This is a genomic window from Mycobacterium sp. IS-1556 (genome assembly GCF_001499985.1).
GTDB lineage: Bacteria > Actinomycetota > Actinomycetes > Mycobacteriales > Mycobacteriaceae > Mycobacterium.
In genome coordinates, this window is the sequence record NZ_LQIM01000003.1 from 54,926 (window position 1) to 74,979 (window position 20,054).

Annotated in this window: 22 protein-coding genes; 13 read left to right on the forward strand and 9 right to left on the reverse strand. The window is 67.3% G+C overall.

The genetic code is table 11. From position 1 onward, the window contains the following. Positions 1-2: 2 nt before the first annotated feature. Positions 3-797, reverse strand: a complete 795-nt coding sequence (locus AU187_RS04225; protein WP_172800155.1) for an ABC transporter permease — start codon at positions 795-797, stop codon at positions 3-5. Positions 798-934: 137 nt separating this feature from the next. Between AU187_RS04225 and AU187_RS04230 the strand changes: the two genes are divergently transcribed. The 8 genes from AU187_RS04230 to urtE all read left to right on the forward strand — a co-directional run bounded on the left by AU187_RS04230 (position 935) and on the right by urtE (position 9,144). Beyond that, positions 935-1,606: an SDR family oxidoreductase gene (locus AU187_RS04230; protein ID WP_059098528.1), complete on the forward strand. Its 672-nt coding sequence runs from the start codon at positions 935-937 to the stop codon at positions 1,604-1,606. A 51-nt stretch (positions 1,607-1,657) separates the two neighbouring features. Further along, on the forward strand, positions 1,658-2,587 hold the full coding sequence (locus AU187_RS04235; protein ID WP_059098529.1) for an LLM class F420-dependent oxidoreductase: 930 nt from the start codon (positions 1,658-1,660) through the stop codon (positions 2,585-2,587). A 108-nt stretch (positions 2,588-2,695) separates the two neighbouring features. Next, on the forward strand, positions 2,696-4,069 hold the full coding sequence (locus AU187_RS04240; protein WP_059098530.1) for an NAD(P)/FAD-dependent oxidoreductase: 1,374 nt from the start codon (positions 2,696-2,698) through the stop codon (positions 4,067-4,069). A 355-nt stretch (positions 4,070-4,424) separates the two neighbouring features. Continuing rightward, positions 4,425-5,612: an urea ABC transporter substrate-binding protein gene (gene urtA / locus AU187_RS04245; protein WP_353612188.1), complete on the forward strand. Its 1,188-nt coding sequence runs from the start codon at positions 4,425-4,427 to the stop codon at positions 5,610-5,612. 1 nt (position 5,613) lies between these two features. Further along, positions 5,614-6,498: an urea ABC transporter permease subunit UrtB gene (urtB, locus tag AU187_RS04250; RefSeq protein WP_059098532.1), complete on the forward strand. Its 885-nt coding sequence runs from the start codon at positions 5,614-5,616 to the stop codon at positions 6,496-6,498. After that, a complete protein-coding gene (urtC, locus tag AU187_RS04255; protein ID WP_059098533.1) occupies positions 6,495-7,619 on the forward strand; it encodes an urea ABC transporter permease subunit UrtC in 1,125 nt (374 codons plus the stop codon). The genes urtB and urtC overlap by 4 nt, the downstream gene beginning before the upstream one ends. Then, positions 7,616-8,452 (forward strand): urea ABC transporter ATP-binding protein UrtD, encoded by an 837-nt coding sequence (urtD, locus tag AU187_RS04260; RefSeq protein WP_059098534.1) that lies wholly within the window; start codon positions 7,616-7,618, stop codon positions 8,450-8,452. The genes urtC and urtD overlap by 4 nt, the downstream gene beginning before the upstream one ends. Continuing rightward, the gene (urtE, locus tag AU187_RS04265; RefSeq protein ID WP_059098535.1) at positions 8,452-9,144 is read left to right on the forward strand and encodes an urea ABC transporter ATP-binding subunit UrtE; all 693 of its coding nucleotides are present in this window, start codon (positions 8,452-8,454) and stop codon (positions 9,142-9,144) included. The genes urtD and urtE overlap by 1 nt, the downstream gene beginning before the upstream one ends. A gap of 4 nt (positions 9,145-9,148) precedes the next feature. On the opposite strand, the gene AU187_RS04270 is transcribed toward urtE, so the two are convergent. From AU187_RS04270 to AU187_RS04300, 7 genes are read right to left on the reverse strand one after another with little or no spacing between them, the layout of a single operon-like run. Beyond that, positions 9,149-9,775 (reverse strand): urease accessory protein UreD, encoded by a 627-nt coding sequence (locus tag AU187_RS04270; RefSeq protein ID WP_059098536.1) that lies wholly within the window; start codon positions 9,773-9,775, stop codon positions 9,149-9,151. Beyond that, on the reverse strand, positions 9,775-10,479 hold the full coding sequence (gene ureG / locus AU187_RS04275) for an urease accessory protein UreG (protein WP_059098537.1): 705 nt from the start codon (positions 10,477-10,479) through the stop codon (positions 9,775-9,777). The genes AU187_RS04270 and ureG overlap by 1 nt, the downstream gene beginning before the upstream one ends. 10 nt (positions 10,480-10,489) lie before the next feature. After that, positions 10,490-11,125, reverse strand: a complete 636-nt coding sequence (locus tag AU187_RS04280) for an urease accessory protein UreF (RefSeq protein WP_059098538.1) — start codon at positions 11,123-11,125, stop codon at positions 10,490-10,492. A 10-nt stretch (positions 11,126-11,135) separates the two neighbouring features. After that, positions 11,136-12,857 (reverse strand): urease subunit alpha, encoded by a 1,722-nt coding sequence (locus AU187_RS04285; protein WP_059098539.1) that lies wholly within the window; start codon positions 12,855-12,857, stop codon positions 11,136-11,138. Then, the gene (locus AU187_RS04290) at positions 12,854-13,168 is read right to left on the reverse strand and encodes an urease subunit beta (protein ID WP_059098540.1); all 315 of its coding nucleotides are present in this window, start codon (positions 13,166-13,168) and stop codon (positions 12,854-12,856) included. Before AU187_RS04290 ends, AU187_RS04285 begins: the two co-directional genes overlap by 4 nt. Beyond that, the gene (locus AU187_RS04295) at positions 13,165-13,467 is read right to left on the reverse strand and encodes an urease subunit gamma (protein WP_059098541.1); all 303 of its coding nucleotides are present in this window, start codon (positions 13,465-13,467) and stop codon (positions 13,165-13,167) included. The genes AU187_RS04290 and AU187_RS04295 overlap by 4 nt, the downstream gene beginning before the upstream one ends. 55 nt (positions 13,468-13,522) lie before the next feature. Further along, positions 13,523-13,951, reverse strand: a complete 429-nt coding sequence (locus tag AU187_RS04300; RefSeq protein ID WP_231740256.1) for a PaaI family thioesterase — start codon at positions 13,949-13,951, stop codon at positions 13,523-13,525. 64 nt (positions 13,952-14,015) lie between these two features. Here AU187_RS04300 and AU187_RS04305 point away from each other — a divergent pair, with 64 nt between their 5' ends. Then, positions 14,016-14,393 (forward strand): rhodanese-like domain-containing protein, encoded by a 378-nt coding sequence (locus AU187_RS04305; protein ID WP_059098542.1) that lies wholly within the window; start codon positions 14,016-14,018, stop codon positions 14,391-14,393. 165 nt (positions 14,394-14,558) lie between these two features. Here AU187_RS04305 and AU187_RS04310 read toward each other — a convergent pair whose 3' ends face one another. After that, entirely contained in the window at positions 14,559-15,332 is a 774-nt protein-coding gene (locus tag AU187_RS04310) for a hypothetical protein (RefSeq protein WP_059098543.1), read from the reverse strand. Positions 15,333-15,549: 217 nt separating this feature from the next. On the opposite strand from AU187_RS04310, the gene AU187_RS04315 reads away from it, so the two are divergent. The 4 genes from AU187_RS04315 (at position 15,550) to AU187_RS04330 (ending at position 19,971) form a co-directional block, all read left to right on the forward strand. After that, positions 15,550-15,966: a BlaI/MecI/CopY family transcriptional regulator gene (locus AU187_RS04315; protein WP_059098544.1), complete on the forward strand. Its 417-nt coding sequence runs from the start codon at positions 15,550-15,552 to the stop codon at positions 15,964-15,966. Positions 15,967-15,980: 14 nt separating this feature from the next. Further along, a complete protein-coding gene (locus AU187_RS04320; protein WP_059098545.1) occupies positions 15,981-16,922 on the forward strand; it encodes a M56 family metallopeptidase in 942 nt (313 codons plus the stop codon). Positions 16,923-16,968: 46 nt separating this feature from the next. Beyond that, the gene (gnd, locus tag AU187_RS04325) at positions 16,969-18,432 is read left to right on the forward strand and encodes an NADP-dependent phosphogluconate dehydrogenase (protein WP_059098546.1); all 1,464 of its coding nucleotides are present in this window, start codon (positions 16,969-16,971) and stop codon (positions 18,430-18,432) included. 102 nt (positions 18,433-18,534) lie between these two features. Then, positions 18,535-19,971 (forward strand): GuaB1 family IMP dehydrogenase-related protein, encoded by a 1,437-nt coding sequence (locus AU187_RS04330; protein WP_059098547.1) that lies wholly within the window; start codon positions 18,535-18,537, stop codon positions 19,969-19,971. The last annotated feature ends 83 nt before the right edge of the window (positions 19,972-20,054 follow it).

The window sequence follows — 20,054 nt, forward strand, 5'->3', positions numbered from 1 at the left end:
CACTACCAGGCACTGTCGCCCCGCAACCGCCGACTGCCCAGGCCCAAGACCACCACCGCGGCCACCACCACGAGCAACAACGACAACGCCACCGCGGCATCGGCGTCGCTCTCCCGCTGCAGATAAATCTCCAACGGCAGCGTCCGGGTGACGCCCTGACGAGAGCCCGCGAACGTGAGCGTGGCGCCGAATTCGCCCAGCGAGCGCGCGAATGCCAGCACGGATCCGGACACCAGGCCGGGAATCAGCAGCGGCAACGTCACGCGCCACCACACCCGGGACGGCCGGGCGCCCAGCGTGGCCGCCACCATTTCGTAATCGGCGCCCGCGGTGCGGGCGGCCCCTTCCAGCGCGATGACGAGGAACGGCAGCGACACGAACGTCTGGGCGAGCACCACCGCCGTCGTCGTGAACGCAATCTGGACACCCGCTGCCTCCAGGTACTCCCCGATCAGGCCGAGCCGGCCGAACGCGTAGAGCAGCGCGATACCGCCGACCACCGGAGGCAGCACCAACGGCAGCAGAATCAGCGGCCGCGCCGCGCGGATCAGCCGGCTGTCGCTGCGCGCGAGCACCAGGGCCATCGGCACACCGAAAACCAGACACAGCGCGGTGCTGGCGGCCGCCGTCCGCAGGCTCAGCAGCAGCGCGCTGATGGAGGACTCGCTGCTGATCAGGTGCACGAAATTCGGCCAGTCCACCCTCGCCGCCACCGCGACAAGAGGTACGGCGACGAACAGCGCGCCGACCGCGGCGGGCAGGTACAGCCAGCGCGGCAGGCCAGCCGAGATGCTCAACCGCTCGCCGCCCTGCGCCTCACGGGAAAAACCCTATGGCACATGCGCCCGCGCGCCGGTTTCGCGCCCTAGCTACTGTCCAGTAACATTGCCCGGGATCGCTGAGTTCAGCGTTGGCACGACAAGGAGGTCCCGCGATGGAGGTGCTCGTCACCGCCGGTGACACGGATTTAGGTCGCACGATCGCCGGAGGCTTCCGCGACGCCGGTCACCGGGTCGTGATCGCAGGTGCCCGCCGCGACGACCTCGAAGTCGCCGCCAAGGAACTCGACGTCGACGCAATCGTGTTCGACAACACCGATCCCGCCAGCCTGGAAGCGGCGCGACCGCAGTTCCCGCACCACCTCGACACGATCGTCAATGTGCCCGCGCCTCGTTGGGACGGCGGCGACCCGCGCACCTACTCGCTGTCGGAGCTGGCCAACGCGTGGCGGGAGGCGCTCGACTCGACCGTGCTGTCAGCGGTACTGACCGTGCAGATCCTGGGCGATCACCTGCGCTCGGGCGGTTCGATCGTCACCGTGGTTCCCGAACACCCGGTAGAAGGCAGTGCCGAAGCGGCCATCAAGGCGGCCATCTCCAACTGGACCGCCGGCCAGGCCGCGCACTTCGGCACCCGCGGCATCACGGTCAACGCGGTGGCGTCGGGACGCAGCACCGAACCGGGCTACGAAGGCCTCTCGCGTACCCCGCCGCCGGTGGCCGAGGAGATCGCCCGGCTCGCGCTTTTCCTCTCCACCCCTGCGGCGCGCCACATCACCGGCCAGACGTTGCACGTCAGCAAGGGTGCGCTGGCGGACTTCGGCTGAACTTTTCGCTGACGGGGAATCGACCCCGATCAGCCGTGGTTACGTGAAGACGTGACCATCAAACTCGGACTGCAGATCCCCAACTTCTCCTACGGCACCGGCGTCGACCAGATCTTCCCGACGGTCATCGCGCAGGCTCAGGAAGCCGAGGCCGCGGGCTTCGACTCCGTCTTCGTGATGGACCACTTCTACCAACTTCCCGGCCTCGGCACGCCCGATGCGCCCATGCTCGAGGCGTACACCGCCCTTGGGGGGTTGGCCACCGCGACCGAACGCGTCCAACTCGGCACGCTGGTCACCGGCAACACCTACCGCAATCCCACGCTGCTGGCCAAGGCCATCACGACGCTGGACGTGATGAGCCAGGGCCGCGCGATCCTCGGCATCGGCACGGGCTGGTACGAACTGGAGCACGACTCCTTGGGGTATGAGTTCGGGACTTTCACCGACCGCTTCAACAAGCTCAACGAGGCACTGCAGATCATCCTTCCGATGCTCGAGGGCGACCGTCCGACCGTCGATGGCAAGTACTACCGCACCAAGGAGGCCATGGCGGAGCCCCGCTTCCGCGATCACGTTCCGCTGATGATCGGCGGCAGCGGCGAGAAGAAGACCATTCCGCTGGCGGCCAAGCACTTCGACCACCTCAACCTCATCGCGGGCTTCGACGAGCTGCCGCGCAAGGTGCAGGTCGTGAAGGAGCGCTGCGAGGAGATCGGCCGCGACCCCGCCACGCTCGAGACCAGCATGCTGGTCGTCGCGATCATCGACGAGAACGTCACGGGCGATGTGATTCCCGACGACTTCAAACAGCAGGCGGTCTACGGCAGTGCCGAGCAGGTCGTCGAGCAGGTGAAGGCCAAGGTTCTCGACGCCGGCGTCGATGGGGTGATCCTGAGCCCGGTGACGAGCCTGAACGGATATCAGCCGGGCGGCATCACCGCGGTCGGTGAGCTTCTCAAGCCACTTCTCGGCGGCTGATCGGGCCGACGGCGTGGGAAATGCCACAGCTAACGGAATCGTCGATCGCAGGTTCGGGCGGCTACCGTTGCGGGTAGAACTGCACGTGACACCGTCGAGGAGCCCAACATGAGCCATCCCGGAGCCACTGCATCTGATCGGCACAAAGTCGTCATCATCGGGTCAGGCTTCGGCGGATTGACCGCTGCCAAGAAGCTGAAACGGGCCGATGTCGACGTCAAGCTGATCGCGAAGACAACCCACCACCTGTTCCAGCCGCTGCTGTACCAGGTGGCGACCGGCATCATCCCGTCCGGCGAGATCGCGCCGCCGACGCGGATGATCCTGCGCAAGCAGAAGAACTGTCAGGTGTTGCTCGGCGACGTCACCCACATCAACCTCGCCGACCAGACGGTCAAGTCGGAGCTGCTGGGCCATACCTACGTCACCCCGTACGACACGCTGATCTTGGCCGCCGGAGCCGGCCAATCCTATTTCGGCAACGACCATTTCGCCGAGTGGGCCCCCGGCATGAAGTCCATCGATGACGCGCTGGAGCTGCGCGCGCGCATCCTCAGCGCGTTCGAGCAGGCCGAACGCTCGAGCGATCCGGCCCGGCGCGAGAAGCTGCTGACATTCACCGTGGTCGGTGCGGGCCCAACCGGCGTCGAAATGGCCGGGCAGATCGCCGAATTGGCCGACCACACGCTCAAAGGCGCGTTCCGCCATATCGATTCGACCACGGCACGGGTGATCCTGCTCGACGCGGCGCCCGCGGTGCTGCCCCCGATGGGCGAGAAGCTCGGCAAGAAGGCCCAAGCGCGGCTGGAGAAGATGGGCGTCGACATCCAACTCGGCGCCATGGTCACCGATGTGGACCGCAACGGCATCACGGTCAAGGACTCCGACGGCACGATCCGGCGCATCGAATCGGCGACGAAGGTGTGGTCGGCCGGTGTGCAGGCCAGTCCGCTGGGCCGCGATCTCGCCGAGCAGTCCGACGTCGAGGTCGACCGGGCCGGTCGCGTCCTGGTAGAGCCCGACCTGACGATTCCCGGCCACCCCAACGTGTTCGTGGTCGGCGACCTGGCCCACGTCGAGGGCGTGCCCGGGCAGGCGCAAGGCGCGATCCAGGGCGGCAGGTACGCCGCCAACGCGATCAGGGCCGAGTTGAAGGGCGCCGACCCCGCTGCGCGCGAACCGTTCCAGTACTTCGACAAGGGCTCGATGGCCACGGTGTCGCGATTCTCCGCCGTCGCCAAGATCGGTCCGCTCGAGTTCGGCGGCTTCATCGCGTGGTTGGCCTGGCTGGTGCTGCACCTGGTGTACCTAGTCGGGTTCCGCCGCAAGATCACCACGCTGCTGTCGTGGACGGTGACCTTCCTGTCGACGCAGCGCGGCAACCTCACGATCACCGAACAGCAGGCCTACGCCCGCACCCGGATTGAAGAGCTCGAGGAGATCGCCGCGGGGGTACGAGACACCGAGAGGGTCGCCGGCTAGCGCCATTGGCGTACTCAGGCGTTGCGAACGGCGCTGCGCCATAGCCCAACCCACGTGTTTGCGCCAGCACAGCGCCGAGGCCGCCAGAGCGTCGCACCTGGCAAACGGCCGATCAACGCCTGGCGAGCCACAGGTTAATTTGTTCGTCACATACAGACATTTCGTAGAAACACAGCCGCTCTAACGTCCCAGTTCGACACCGCGTGGTGTCTCACGTGCCGCTTGACTATCGACGCTCGTCGGCGATGGGCGTTGCTGTTCTCGGGAAAGGCTGTCCATGCGACTTGTCCGACGCTCCTCGTGGAAACGTTCGGCTTTCAGGGCGGGAAGCGTCGTCGCCGCGACCGCGTTGCTGCTGTCCGGCTGCGGAAGCAAGGCCACCGAATCGGATTCGGCAAGCGCCGCGTCGTGCGTGGACACTTCCGGTCCCACCGTCAAGGTAGGTGCACTGAACTCACTGTCGGGCACCATGGCCATCTCCGAAGTGACCGTGCGCCACGCGATCGACCTCGCTGTCGAGCAGATCAACGCCGCAGGCGGCGTGCTGGGCAAGCAACTCCAGCTCGTCGGTGAGGACGGGGCGTCCGAGCCGACCATCTTCGCCGAGAAGGCCGAAAAGCTGATCAGCAGCGACTGTGTCGCCGCGGTGTTCGGCGGTTGGACCTCCTCCTCGCGCAAGGCCATGCTGCCCGTTTTCGAAAGCGCCAACTCGCTGCTGTACTACCCGGTGCAGTACGAGGGCCTGGAGTCGTCGAAGAACATCTTCTACACCGGCGCCACCACCAACCAGCAGATCGTCCCGGCGTTGGACTACCTCAAGGAAAAGGGCGTCAAGTCGCTTTACCTCGTGGGCAGCGACTACGTGTTTCCCCAGACCGCCAACCGGATCATCAAGGCGTATGCGGACGCCAACGGCATCGAGATCAAGGGTGAGGACTACACCCCGCTGGGTTCGACGGACTTCTCGACGATCGTCAACAAGGTCCGCACCGCCGACGCCGACGCGGTGTTCAACACCCTCAACGGCGATTCCAACGTCGCGTTCTTCCGGGAGTACCGCAACGTCGGCCTGACGCCGCAGGCGATGCCGGTGGTGTCGGTGTCGATCGCCGAGGAAGAGGTCGGCGGCATCGGCGTGCAGAACATCACCGGCCAGCTGACCGCGTGGAATTACTACGAGACCGTGGACAATCCGGTCAACAAGGCATTCGTCAAGGCCTACCAGGACAAGTTCGGCGCCGACAAGCCGACGTCGGATCCGATGGAAGCCGCTTACGTCTCGGTGTACCTGTGGAAGAACACCGTCGAGAAGGCGAAGTCGTTCGATGTCAAGGCAATTCAGGACAACGCGGACGGGGTCACCTTCGACGCTCCCGAGGGCCTGGTCACCATTGACGGCGAGAACCATCACATCACCAAGACGGCCCGCATCGGCGAGATCCGTCCCGACGGGCTCATCTACACGGTCTGGGAGTCACCTGGCCCGATCGAGCCGGACCCGTACCTGAAGTCCTATCCGTGGGCAGCAGGGCTCTCCAGCTGAGATGGATGTCCTGATCGGACAGCTGGCAACGGGGTTGAGCCTCGGCTCGATCCTGTTGCTGGCCGCGCTGGGGTTGTCCCTGACCTTCGGCCAGATGGGCGTCATCAACATGGCGCACGGCGAGTTCATCATGGCGGGCTGCTACACCGCCTATGTGGTGCAGCAGATTGTGTCGAGTGCCGGTGCGTCGCTCTTGATTTCGCTCGTGGTCGGTTTCGTCATCGGCGGCGCGATGGGCGCGCTGCTGGAAGTGACGCTCATTCAACGGATGTATCACCGCCCGCTCGACACGCTGCTGGTGACGTTCGGCGTCGGCTTGATCCTGCAGCAGGTGGCCCGCGACATCTTCGGCGCGCCTGCGGTGAACGTTGTCGCGCCGCCGTGGCTGTCCGGCGGTATGGAAATCTTCGGGGCGGTGGTGCCCAGGACGCGCATCTTCATCCTGGTGTTGGCGATCGCCTGCGTGGCGGCGCTGGCCACCGCGCTCAAAGTCAGTCCCATGGGACGGCGCATCCGCGCGGTCGTGCAGAACCGCGACCTGGCCGAAACCAGTGGCATCTCGTCGCGCAAGACCGACATCACAACGTTTTTCATCGGATCGGGACTGGCGGCGGTGGCCGGTGTGGCGTTGACGCTGATCGGTTCGACGAGTCCGACCATCGGGCAGAGCTATCTGATCGACGCGTTCCTGGTTGTCGTCGTCGGCGGCCTCGGCCAGATCAAGGGCGCCGTGATCGCGGCGTTCGCGCTGGGCTTCCTGAATTCGTTCATCGAGTACAACACCACCGCATCGCTGGCGAAAGTGATCGTGTTCGTGGTCATCGTGATCTTCCTGCAGGTCCGCCCGCAGGGCCTGTTCACCGTTCGGACAAGGAGTCTCGCGTGAGGGTCCTATTGGGCCGGTGGCAGACGTGGGCCGGTTTCGGCGTCGCGGCGGTGTTGCTGTTCGGGGTGGCGCCGGTCGTGTTGTCGGACTTTCGGCTGTCGCTGCTCGGCAAGTTCCTGTGCTTCGCGATCGTCGCCGTCGGTATCGGTTTGGCCTGGGGCCGCGGCGGCATGCTGGTGCTCGGCCAGGGCGTGTTCTTCGGCATGGGCGGCTACATGATGGGTATGCACCTGAAGGTCGCCGACGCGCAGATCCGCGGTAATGACGTCCCCGACTTCATGCAGATCGCCGGGGTGCGCGAATTACCGGCCTACTGGCAGCCGTTCGCCTCCCCCGCCTTTACGTTGCTGGCGATCGTGGTGCTGCCGACGGTCATCGCCGCGGCGCTGGGCCTGGGCGTCTTCAAGCGCCGCGTCAAAGGCGCGTATTTCGCGATCCTGTCGCAGGCGCTCGCCGCGGCGCTGGCGATCCTGTTGGTTGGGCAGGCCAGCCTCGGGGGAAGCAACGGGCTCAACAGGTTTCGTACCTTCTTCGGGTTCACCCTGAACGATCCCGCGAACCAGCGGATGCTCTATTTCATCGCCGCCGGTGTGCTGCTCCTCGTCGTCGCCGTGGTCCGGCAGCTCATGCAGAGCCGTTACGGCGAGCTGCTGGTGGCCGTTCGCGACGGCGAGGAGCGGGTGCGTTTCCTGGGCTATGACCCGGCGAACATCAAGGTGGTCGCCTACGCCGTCGCCGCTCTCTTCGCCAGCATCGCCGGCGCGCTGTTCGCACCGATTGTCGGGTTCATCGCACCATCACAGGTCGGCATCCTTCCGTCTATCGCGTTCTTGATCGGTGTGGCGATCGGCGGACGTACAACGTTGCTGGGACCGGTGCTGGGCGCGATCGGTGTTGCGTGGGCGCAAACCCTGTTCTCCGAACGCTTTCCCTCGGAATGGACCTACGCGCAGGGCCTGCTGTTCATCGTCGTCGTCGGCTTCTTTCCCGCCGGTTTCGCCGGGTTGGGGGCGCTGTACAGGCGGTGGCGCACACGCAGACCCAAACCGCTGCCGGAGGTGGAGCGGCCCGCCGCGGTCGACACCGATCCGGACGCGGAGAAAGTTGGGGCATCGACATGAGCGGTGCGAAAGTGGAACCGGTGGCCGGTGGCAACGTCGGCATGGGCACCGAGTACCTCGAAGTCCGCGGCCTGACGGTGGATTTCGACGGTTTCAAGGCGGTCAGCGACGTCGACCTGACACTGTTTCAAGGCGACCTGCGGTTCCTGATCGGTCCGAACGGCGCGGGCAAGACCACTGTCATCGACGCGATCACCGGGCTCGTGACCGCCACCGGCTCGGTCAACAAGTCGGGCGTGGAGCTACTCGGCAAGAAGGTGCATCAGATCGCGCGGCTGGGGGTGGGCCGGACCTTCCAGACAGCCAGTGTCTTCGAACAGCTGACCGTGCTGCAGAACCTGGATATCGCTGCGGGCGCAGGACGCTCGCCGTGGACGCTGTTGCGACGACGCCGCGGGATGCTGCCGTCCGTCGAGGCGGCCCTGGACACGATCGGGCTGACCGAGCTGGCCGAAGAACCCGCCGGTGTGCTCGCCCACGGCCAGAAGCAGTGGCTCGAGATCGGCATGCTCCTGGTGCAGAACGCAGACGTCCTTCTGCTCGACGAACCGGTCGCGGGGATGAGCCATGAGGAGCGCGAGGAGACCGGAAACCTGCTGCGCCGCATCGGCGGTGAGCGCACCGTCGTCGTCGTCGAGCACGATATGGATTTCATGCGCGCGTTCGCCACTTCGGTGACCGTGCTGGCCCGCGGGCGGGTCGTCGCCGAGGGATCGGTCGCCGAGGTGCAGGCCAATCCGAAGGTGCAGGAGGTCTACCTCGGCACGGCGGCCGCCGGCGCTTCAACCTTGCCCACGGGCGGGCCCTCCGAACTCATCGAGGAGAACTCCTGATGCTCCGGCTAGTCGACGTACACGCTGGCTACGGCCGCTCCGACGTCCTGCACGGGGTCGGCGTCGAGGTGCCCTCGAACGGGGTGGCGGCTGTGATGGGCCACAACGGGGCCGGTAAGACCACACTCCTGCGCGCCGCCGTCGGCCTGTTGAAATGCAGTGCCGGAAGAGTGCTTTTCGACGGTGACGACATCACCAATCTGCGGCCCAGCGCGCGGGTGGCGCGTGGTCTGGCGTATGTGCCGCAGGGCCAGCAGTCGTTCGGCCAGCTGACGACGGCCGAAAATCTTCAGGTCGTCGCCGACGGACGCAAGAACGGCAAGCAGCTGATCGACGAACAGCTCGACCTGTTCCCCGCGCTCAAGGAGCTCCTGCCGCGGCGGGCCGGGCTGCTCTCGGGTGGCCAACGCCAACAGCTGGCGATCGCCCGCGCGCTGATCACCAGGCCCAGGTGTCTGATTCTCGACGAGCCGACCGAGGGCATCCAGCCGTCGGTGGTGGCCGAAATCGAGGCCGCGATCACCGACTTGACCAAACGCGGCGACCTGGGCGTGCTGCTCGTCGAGCAGCACATCGGATTCGCGCTGGAGTCGTCGCAGCGCTATTACATCCTCGAGTCCGGCCGCGTCACGTCCAGCGGCGCAGGCGGTTCGGCCTCGGAGGCCGAAGTCCGCGCCGCCATGGCGATCTAGCCGGCTAGAGCCGGGCGCCCTGCCAGGTTGCAAGGCAGCCACCGCCCGCCAGCGCCAGCGCAACGCCGTCCGTCTCGATGTGGCTGCCCGGGTAGCGCAACTCACTGACACACGCCATCGGCGCGCCGAGCTCATCGTCGGTCAGCGAGCCGCTGCCCATCTCGATGCGATGGCGCAGCAGGGCGGACCCGTCGACGTCCGCGTGCAGCGACCCGACCCAAAAACCCTGCCGCTCAGCAGTTCTACCTATCTGGACACGCTCCCGCAGCCGGAGGCGACCAGATCCGGTGAGGTCAATCCGGGTAGCGGCGATGTGCCGCGACGTGGCGGCCACCACGGTCGGCTGCGGATCGACGTCGAGAACTCCTGCCACCTCCAGAGCCCAGACTGTGTGCGACTCATCCGTCCTCGGGCCCGGCAACGTCACCGTCGCCGCCGCGGTGCGCACCCGCAGTGACGCGCCCGGCTCGACCACGATGCGCACACGCACTGCGTCGCCACCGAGCGGGGTGGCGGCGGCCGACACCAGATGCACTGTGTCGGGTTCGGTCTCGCGTGCGGCGAGCCCGCCGGTGCATTCGATGCGCGGCCGGCGGTCGCGACGGGCGACGATGAGGACGTCCGAACGCACTAGACCGAACCCTCGCTACTCCCCCAGGCGTGCGCAGACACCCGCAGCTGCGCACGCACCCAGGCCAGCACGGCGGTGGCAGCAGGGTCTTCGGTCAGCGAGATCAACACTGTCGGCCGGTCACCACGCACCGTCGCCGCGTCGCGACGCATCACTTCGAGATCAGCCCCGACACGCGACGCCAGATCGGTCTTGTTGACCACCAACAGATCTGAGTAGGTCACCCCCGGCCCGCCCTTGCGCGGCACCTTGTCGCCGCCGGCCACATCGATGACGAAGATCTGCACGTCCACCAGCCCGGATGAGAAGGTGGCCGTTAAATTGTCACCGCCGGACTCGACCAAAATCAGGTCGAGCCGGTCGTTTTCCGCGATGAGGTCGTCGATGGCATCGAGGTTGGCGGTGATGTCGTCGCGGATTGCGGTGTGTGGGCAGCCGCCGGTCTGGACCGCGGCGATCCGCCGATCGGGCAGCACGGCGTGGCGGCGCAGGAAGTCGGCGTCCTCGGTGGTGTAGATGTCGTTGGTGAGCACGGCCAGGGACAACTCGTCGCGCAGTTGCCTGCACAGCGCCGCGACGAGCGCGGTCTTGCCGGAGCCGACGGGGCCGCCGATGCCGATGCGCAGCGGCTCTCCCGGCTCTCGATGTCGCTTCGGCCGGTCGGTGTGACGGTGTGGCTGACCGTCGAGGAAATGTGGTGGCATCGCTTCTCTTTCAGGAGACGAACAAAGGTCGCTCGCGTTGGGTATGCCGTTGGGCCAGCGCGTCCAACAGCGGATCGGACAGGTCGGAAAGTTCCTTGGCGGCCTCGGCGGCGGTCTGCTCGCACAACGTGGACAGCTCGAACGTCAGCGCTGCGACGTCACCGGGATCGAGGGCGAGCAGACGCTGGGCAGCCGTCGCCGAACCGGTCATGGTGGTATAGACGATCGACAGCGCGGTGAGCTCGGGGGTCATCTCGCTGGCCGCACCAACCGCGCCCGCCGCGACGGCTAGGTGCGGCGTGCTTCCGAGCGTGTCCCAGCCACCGTCCGGCCAGACCCGCCGCGCCAGCCGGATCAGGCCGCGGCCCTGTGCGCGGGAGGCTCGCCGGGCGGCGGGAGCCGGTGTGCGAGCATCGGTTTCGCGGTCCGCCTGATCGATGCCTAGTTCACCGGCATGCACCGCGGCCGCTACCGATGCCGTCACCAGGCCGTGGGTACGGATGCGACGACGCAGATATGCCCGAAGCGTCGCGAGGTCGCAGACCAGCCCCTCTGTCACGGCCTGCTCGACACCGCCGGAATGCACGTGCCCGCCCGTCGGCAGTCGCGAGTCGGACAGCGCGAGTAGTGTGGCCAAGGGGGTCAAAGGTGAACTCCTAGAAGAGGAAATAGCGCTGCGCCATGGGTAATTCGGCGGCGGGCGCCTCCTGCCACACGTCGCCGTCGATACGCACGGTGAACGTGTCCGGGTCGACGTCGATGTCCGGAAGCGCGTCGTTGAGAGGCATCTGAGCTTTACCGACTTGTCGAACATCGCGGACCGCTACCAGACGCCGATTGACGGCCAGGCGGTCGGCGAGCCCGTCATCGACGGCCTGCGGCGAAACGAAGTGCACCGATGTCGCCGCCGCGGCCGCAGGCGCCGCGCCGAACATCGGTCGGGGCAGGACGGGCTGCGGCGTGGGAATCGACGCGTTCGCGTCGCCCATGGCCGCCCATGCGAACATTCCGCCCTTCAGCACCGCGTACGGGCGGACCCCGAAGAACGCCGGTTCCCACAGCACGAGGTCGGCGAGTTTGCCGACCTCGACCGATCCGACTTCCTGGTCGAGCCCGTGCGCGACGGCCGGACAGATGGTGTATTTGGCGACGTAGCGGCGGACGCGGGTGTTGTCTGCTTCGTTATCGCCGGGTAGCGCGCCGCGCCGTCGCTTCATCACGTGTGCGGTCTGCCAGGTGCGGAGGACCACCTCCCCGATACGGCCCATGGCCTGCGAGTCGCTGCCGATCATCGAGATCGCACCGATGTCGTGGAGCAGATCCTCGGCGGCCATCGTCGAGGGCCGGATCCGACTCTCGGCGAACGCGAGATCCTCGGGCACCTGGGGGTTGAGGTGGTGGCACACCATCAACATGTCGAGGTGTTCGTCAAGCGTGTTGACGGTGTGCGGCCGGGTCGGATTGGTCGAACTCGGCAGGACGTAGGGCTCGGCGGCGACCCGGATGATGTCGGGTGCGTGGCCACCCCCTGCGCCCTCGGTGTGGTAGGCGTGGATCGAGCGGCCATTGATCGCGCCGATCGTGTCCTCGACGAAGCCTGCCTCGTTGAGCGTGTCGGAGTGAAGTGCGACCTGGACACCGGAAGCGTCGGCGACGGTGAGGCAGGCATCGATCGCCGCAGGTGTCGACCCCCAGTCCTCGTGGAGTTTGAAACCCGAAGCGCCGCCGCGCAACTGCTCCCACAATGCGTCGATGCTGACCGTGTTGCCCTTGCCGAGCAGGGCCACGTTCATCGGCCACGAGTCCAGCGATTCGAGGATGCGCGCGAGGTGCCACGCCCCGGGGGTGACGGTGGTGGCCTTGCTGCCCTCGGCTGGGCCGGTACCGCCGGCGACGATGGTGGTGATGCCGCCGCCGAGCGCCTCCGCCATGAGCTGCGGACAGATCAGATGCACGTGGCAGTCGATCGCCCCCGCGGTGACGATACGTCCGTTGCCGCCGATGATCTCCGTCGACGGCCCGACGACGAGCGAGGGATGCACGCCCGACATGATGTCGGGATTGCCGGCCTTGCCGATGCCGACGATGCGGCCGTCGCGGATACCGATGTCGGCCTTGATGATTCCCCAGTAGTCGATGATCACGACGCCGGTGATCACGGTGTCGGGCGCCCCGTCGGCCCGGGTCGCGCGCCCTTGTCCCATCGACTCGCGTAGTACCTTGCCGCCGCCGAACACCGCCTCGTCACCTGCCCGCCCGGGGCCGCCGCTGCGGTCCTCGGTGATCTCCACGAACAGATCCGTGTCGGCCAACCTGATGCGGTCGCCGGTCGTCGGCCCGAACAGGGCGGCATACCTGGCGCGAGACAGCTCGCTCATGAGGCGTCCAGTCGGCCCGGCGGTTGTAGGGTCAGCCCGTGGACCTCGCGTGATCCGGCCAGCGGCACCAACGAAACGTGCTGGGCGACACCTGGTTCGAAGCGCACCGCGGTACCGGCTGGAATGTCGAGCCGGTGGCCGTGGGCAGCGTCGCGGTCGAACTCCAGAGAAGCATTGGCCTGCGGCAAATGCACATGGCTGCCGACCTGGATGGGCCTGTCGCCGGTGTTGACGACGTCCAGTTCGATGCGCCGCGCGCCCGGGTTGAGCTCGATATCGCCCTGCCCGTAGACGATTTCACCCGGGATCATCGGATGGGATGGTGGACGGTAACGAGCTTGGTGCCGTCGGGAAACGTCGCCTCCACCTGGACGGCCTCGAGCATTTCGGGAACGCCGTCCATGACATCCTCGCGGCCGAGAACCTCGCGGCCGCTGACCATCAATTCTGAAACGGTGCGACCGTCGCGGGCACCCTCGAGGAGGTGGTCGCTGATCACCGCGACCGCCTCGGGGTGGTTGAGCTTGAGGCCGCGGGCCTGTCGGCGGCGCGCCAGTTCGGCGGCATACGAGAGCAGCAGCCGGTCCTGTTCGTGCGGGGTCAACAGCATAGTGCGGGATATTGCCACGCCAAGCGAGTTTCAGCAGCACACGCGCTGCTCGCGGTCACTCGGCGGGCATGTTCTGCAGCCGCACCTGTCCGCGCGCGACGAGTCGGTCGTCGTCGTCGGTGATGGTGATCTGCCACAGCTGCTGGCGCCTGCCGCGGTGGATCGGTGCGGACACCGCGGTGACCGTTCCCGACGAGATCGCCCGCAGGAAGTCGGTGTTGTTGTTGACGCCGACCACGTGCCCACCGCCGTTGCCGGCGAGCCAGACTGCCCCGGACACGCTGGCCAGGCTTTCGACGATCGAGCAGTACACGCCGCCGTGCACGATGCCGTACGGCTGCAGCAGCTTGTCCTCGATCTTCAGCTGTGCCCGGGCGCCGTCGGGACCGAGTTCGAGGTAGGTCAGGCCGAGCTCGCGGTCGAAGCCCTTGCCCAGTTCGGAAGCCAGGTCCGCCGCCGCATCGGGGGTCACATCGGGGGTCACGCGAACGTGTCTACACGCTCGCCGACATCATGACCCCGCCGGGTGGCGCGAGTTAGGGTCAATCATGGCCAAGACCGCGAAAGACCTCGTTGCAGAAGCCAACGCCGTGGTGCCCAAGATCTCCCACGACGAGGCTCGGGAACTGATCAGCAAGGGCGCGTTGGTCGTCGACGTGCGCGACGCCCCCGAAGTGGAGAAGAGCGGCAAGGTGGCAGGCGCCGTTCACGTGCCGAGGGGCATGCTGGAGTTCCGCGCGGACCCGGAGTCGCCGTATCACGACCAGCACTTCTCCAAGGACAAACCCGTGATCCTCTACTGCGCATCCGGCGGGCGCTCGGCGCTGTCGGGTCAGGCGCTCACGGAGCTCGGCTACCAGCAGGTGTACAACCTCGGCGCGTTCGGCGACTGGGCCGACAGCGGAGGCGCCGTCGAAAAGGCTTGACACACATAGTTTTCAGCACGGATGCGGACGGGCCCCACACCAATGGTGTGGGGCCCGTCCTCCGTGTGGACCGGGGGTCTCTGCAGCCCTCAGGACTCCGGCGCGGTCCGGTGGTTCTCGGTTGATCCTTGCTCGATCTCTGCCATGAGCATAGGCAAGGCTGCCCTAATTAAGCAAGACCTTCCCTGCGGTGGCCCGGGAGGTGCCCCGCACGGGCAGGCCGAATCCCACGAGCGCGTCGAGCACCGCCTGGCCGCGCCGCATGCTCGTCCACTCGCTCGACCCGGCGAGCAGCGGCACCTGGGTCGCCGCGCCGACGACCGCTCCCCCCACGACATGCCACATCGCCGCGACCGACATCGCGCCCGCGCTGATCTCGCTCAGCTTGGCGAACAGCGGCGCGAGCGCGCGGTGACTGCGGTGCGCCACCCACGTCGTCAACGCGGCCTCGCTGGGCAACGCCACGATGCCGTCGCGCGTCGAGCACCCGCGGGCCGACCCGTGCCCGAAGCACGGATCGTCTTGCAGCGCCCGCACTGTCGGGTCGACGACGCCGACCCAGTCGATCGCTCCCTCGGAGTCCACGTGCACCCACAGGTTCTCCAGGCCGGTGTCCCATGCGCGCCCTTCGAGCACCAGAAGCGGCACGACGCGTCCGACGACGACGTGGGCGAGCGTCGCCGCCAACTGATGGGCCACCGCCGCGCGGCTGTCGGTCTCCTCGGCCGCCAGGTCGAACATGACCTGCAACCGGTCGGTGGTCAGCGCCTCGGCCAGTGGCCACCATCGCCGCCGCGACAAATCGCCCATCACCGCGACGCCGTACACCCGCGGACACTCGGGGTAGAGCTCGCGCAGCCGTCGACTCGACTCATGCAGCGGCAGCGTCCTGCGGATCGCCATGCTCGCGATGAGTGGATCGTCGACCAGAACCGTCATGGGGCCTCCCGATATCGAGTTAGGTAAGCCTTACTATAGCTAGGCGCGCTAGGACGGCTAGACCCTGTGACTGCTTTCACACCGCCGGAAGAACGGGCGGTGACCACGGCCGGAGTGGAGTTTGGCGAAACCTGCCGGCCGTCCACCGTGCGGAATACGACACACGGTAGTAACCAGTAGTAAGCTGGATCCACGGCCTCTAGGAGAAGAACTGACCATGGCGAAGTTGACGCGTCTAGGGGAACTGGAACGCGCAGTGATGGATCACCTGTGGTCCACCCGCGAGCCCCAAACCGTGCGCCAAGTTCACGAGGCGCTCTCCGCCCATCGCGACTTGGCCTACACCACGATCATGACCGTGTTGCAACGGCTGGCGAAGAAGAACCTCGTCGTGCAACACCGCGATGACCGGGCCCATCGCTACGCGCCGACTCACGGCCGCGACGAACTCGTCGCCGGCCTGATGGTCGACGCGCTCGACCAGGCCGCCGATTCGGGCAGCCGGGAGGCGGCACTTGTGCACTTCGTCGAGCGGGTCGGCGCCGACGAAGCCGCCGCGTTGCGTCGCGCGCTGGCCGAATTGGAGAGCGAGGACGGCGTCGCGCCGCCCGCTGGCAATCCGGGCACCGGCTGAGGGAGACTGACAGCGTGTCCGCGCTGGCCTTCACCGTCATGGCGCTGGTCCTCTCCGGACCGGTGCCAGCAGTGCTGGCCCGCGCATCCTGGCCCTACCGCGCACCCCGGGCGGCCATCGTGCTGTGGCAGGCGATCGCTCTGGCGGCCGTGCTGTCGGCTTTCTCGGCCGGCATCGCGATCGCGAGCCGCCTGTTCGCGCCGGGTCGCGACGGGAGACCGACCACGACGCTCACCAGCGAAATAGCGGTTCTGGGCTGGCCGGTCTGGATCGCCTACGTGGTGGTTTTCGCGCTGACACTGGTCATCGGTGCCCGCTTGATCGCCTCGGTACTGCAGGTCGCGATCGCGACACGGCGCCGGCGCGCTCACCACCGGATGGTGGTGGACCTGGTGGGTAAGTCGCAGAAATGGGCCCACGCGGTAGCCGGGGATGGGTTGCGCATCCTCGACGTGAACCAGCCGCTGGCCTACTGCCTGCCGGGCGTACGCAGCCGCGTCGTCGTCAGCGAAGGTACGTTGACCACGTTGGCGGACAAGGAGATTGCCGCGATCCTGTCCCACGAACGCGCGCATTTGCGGGCCCGGCATGATCTGGTGCTCGAGATGTTCACCGCGGTACGCGCGGCGTTTCCGCGTTTCGTCCGCAGCGCAAGTGCGCTGGATGCGGTGCGGCTGCTGATCGAGATGCTGGCCGACGACGCGGCAGTGCGCACCGCCGGTCCCACTCCCCTGGCCCGGGCCCTGGTCGCGTGCGCGGCCGGCCGCACGCCGTCGGGTGCGCTGGCCGCGGGCGGGCCGACCACGGTGCTGCGGTTGCACCGCCTCGGCGGGGCACCCAACAGTCTGGCGCTGGCCGCGTGCGCGTACTCGGCCGCGGCCGCGGTGCTGGTGGTGCCCACCATCGCCGTGGTCCTGCCGTGGCTCACCGAACTGCAACGGTTGTTCGCCGCTTAGGCCCGACGAAGCGTTCACCACAACAAAACAACGAAAGGCTGCCCGAATGAGCTCTGACGATTCCGCTTCGACCACCGGTACCGCTCAGATCGGGGTCACCGGCCTTGCCGTCATGGGATCGAACATCGCGCGCAACTTCGCCCGGCACGGATACACCGTCGCGCTGCACAACCGCTCGGTCGCCAAGACCGACGCGTTGCTCGAACAACACGGCTCCGAGGGCAAGTTCGTGCGCAGCGAGACCATCGCGGAATTTCTGGACGCGCTGGAGAAGCCGCGTCGGGTGCTGATCATGGTCAAGGCCGGCGACCCGACCGATGCGGTCATCACCGAGCTCGCCGACGCGATGGACGAAGGCGACATCATCATCGACGGTGGCAATGCGCTCTACACCGACACGATCCGCCGGGAGAAGGCGATGCGCGAGCGTGGGCTGCACTTCGTCGGGGCCGGCATCTCCGGCGGCGAGGAGGGTGCCCTGAACGGGCCGTCGATCATGCCCGGCGGCCCGGCCGAGTCCTACACGTCGCTGGGCCCGCTGCTCGAGGAGATCTCCGCGCACGTCGACGGCGTGCCGTGCTGCACGCACATCGGGCCCGACGGCGCCGGCCACTTCGTGAAGATGGTGCACAACGGCATCGAGTACTCCGACATGCAGCTCATCGGCGAGGCCTACCAACTGCTGCGCGACGGCCTCGGCAAGACGGCCGGTGAGATCGCCGACGTCTTCGATGAGTGGAACACCGGCGATCTGGACAGCTTCCTGGTGGAGATCACCGCGAAGGTGCTGCGCCAGACCGACGCCAAGACCGGCAAGCCGCTCGTCGACCTCATCCTCGACGAGGCCGAGCAGAAGGGCACCGGCCGCTGGACGGTGAAGTCGGCGCTCGATCTCGGCGTTCCGGTGACCGGTATCGCTGAGGCGGTGTTCGCGCGCGCCCTGTCCGGATCGGTAGCCCAGCGCGAGGCCACCACTGGACTGGCCTCCGGCGGTCTGGGCCAAAAGCCGACTGACGCAGCGAAATTCACCGAGAACGTGCGTCAGGCGCTGTACGCGTCGAAGATCATCGCCTACGCGCAGGGCTTCAACCAGATTCAGGCGGGCAGCGCGGAGTACGACTGGAACATCACCCCCGGCGACCTGGCCACCATCTGGCGCGGCGGCTGCATCATCCGCGCCAAGTTCCTCAACCGGATCAAGGACGCGTTCGACGAGGACCCCGACCTGCCGACGCTGATCGTGGCGCCGTACTTCCGCAGCGCTATCGAGGCGGCAATCGACGGCTGGCGCCGCGTCGTCGTCACCGCCACCGAACTCGGCATCCCGATTCCCGGTTTCTCGTCGGCGCTGTCCTACTACGACGGTCTGCGTCAGGAGCGGCTGCCCGCCGCACTCACCCAGGGGTTGCGCGACTACTTCGGCGCGCACACCTACGGCCGCATCGACGCCGAGCGCACCAAGCGCTTCCACACCCTCTGGAGCGGGGACCGCAGCGAGGTCGAGGCCTAGATTTTCCCGGCCGAGCAGTCGCAAATTGCCGCATTTTCGCGGTTTTTCGGGGCATTTTGCGTCTGCTCGCGCAGGGAAATCGGCCAACTAGACTCGTAGGCGATGCGCTTCCTCGACGGGCACAACCCGCCTTACGACCTGACCTACGACGACGTCTTCATCGTCCCCGGACGCTCCGATGTCCAGTCGCGGATGGACGTCGACCTGTCGACCTCCGACGGCTCGGGCACCACGATCCCGGTGGTGGTCGCGAACATGACCGCCGTCGCCGGGCGCCGGATGGCCGAGACGGTCGCCCGCCGCGGTGGCCTCGTCGTGCTGCCGCAGGACTTGCCGATCTCCGCGGTTCAGGAGACCGTCGACTTCGTCAAGAGCCGCGACCTCGTGGTCGACACCCCGGTCGTGCTCGGCCCCGACGACTCGGTGTCGGACGCGACCGCGCTGATCCACAAGCGCGCGCACGGCGCCGCGGTCGTGGTGTTCGAGGGCAGGCCGATCGGCCTGGTCACCGAGGCCAACTGCGAAGGCGTCGACCGCTTCACCCGGGTTCGCGACGTCGCCGTCTCCGACTTCGTCACCGCGCCGGTCGGCACCGAGCCGCGCAAGGTCTTCGATCTGCTCGAACACGCGACCGTCGACGTCGCTGTGCTGACCGAGTCCGACGGAACGCTGGCCGGTGTTCTCACCCGCACCGGTGCGATCCGGGCGGGCATCTACACACCCGCGGTGGACGACAGGGGGCGGTTACGAATCGCGGCCGCGGTCGGCATCAACGGCGACGTCGGCGCCAAGGCACGCAGCCTGGCCGAGGTCGGGGTGGACCTGTTGGTGATCGACACCGCGCACGGGCACCAACTGAAGATGCTCGAGGCGATCGAGACGGTGTCGACGTTGGATCTCGGGTTGCCGCTCGCGGCGGGCAACGTGGTGTCCGCCGAGGGCGCCAGGGACCTGATCGCCGCCGGAGCGGGGATCGTGAAGGTCGGCGTCGGCCCGGGCGCGATGTGCACGACGCGCATGATGACCGGTGTCGGCCGCCCCCAGTTCTCGGCGGTTGCCGAATGTGCCGCCGCGGCAACGCAACTGGGCGCTCACGTGTGGGCTGACGGCGGTATCCGGCATCCACGCGACGTGGCGTTGGCGCTGGCCGCCGGCGCGTCCAACGTGATGATCGGCTCGTGGTTCGCGGGCACGTACGAGTCACCCGGCGACCTGTTGCGCGACCGTGAGGACCAGCCGTACAAGGAGAGCTACGGCATGGCGTCCAAACGGGCGGTGGCCGCCCGCACCGCCGGTGACGGCGCGTTCGACCGGGCCCGCAAGGCGCTGTTCGAGGAGGGCATCTCGACGTCGCGGATGGGTCTTGACCCATCCCGCGGAGGCGTGGAGGACCTGCTCGACCACATCACCTCGGGCGTGCGCAGCACCTGCACCTACGTCGGCGCCGCGAATCTCGCCGACCTTCACGAGAAGGTGGTGCTCGGGGTGCAGTCGGCGGCCGGCTTTGCTGAAGGGCATCCGCTGCCCACGGGCTGGTGATCCCGCACCCGCGTCCTCAGCCGTTACCATGGTTTTCCTCAGTCATCTACGCGAAAGGGATCCCGTGCCGCAGGCACCCGTCG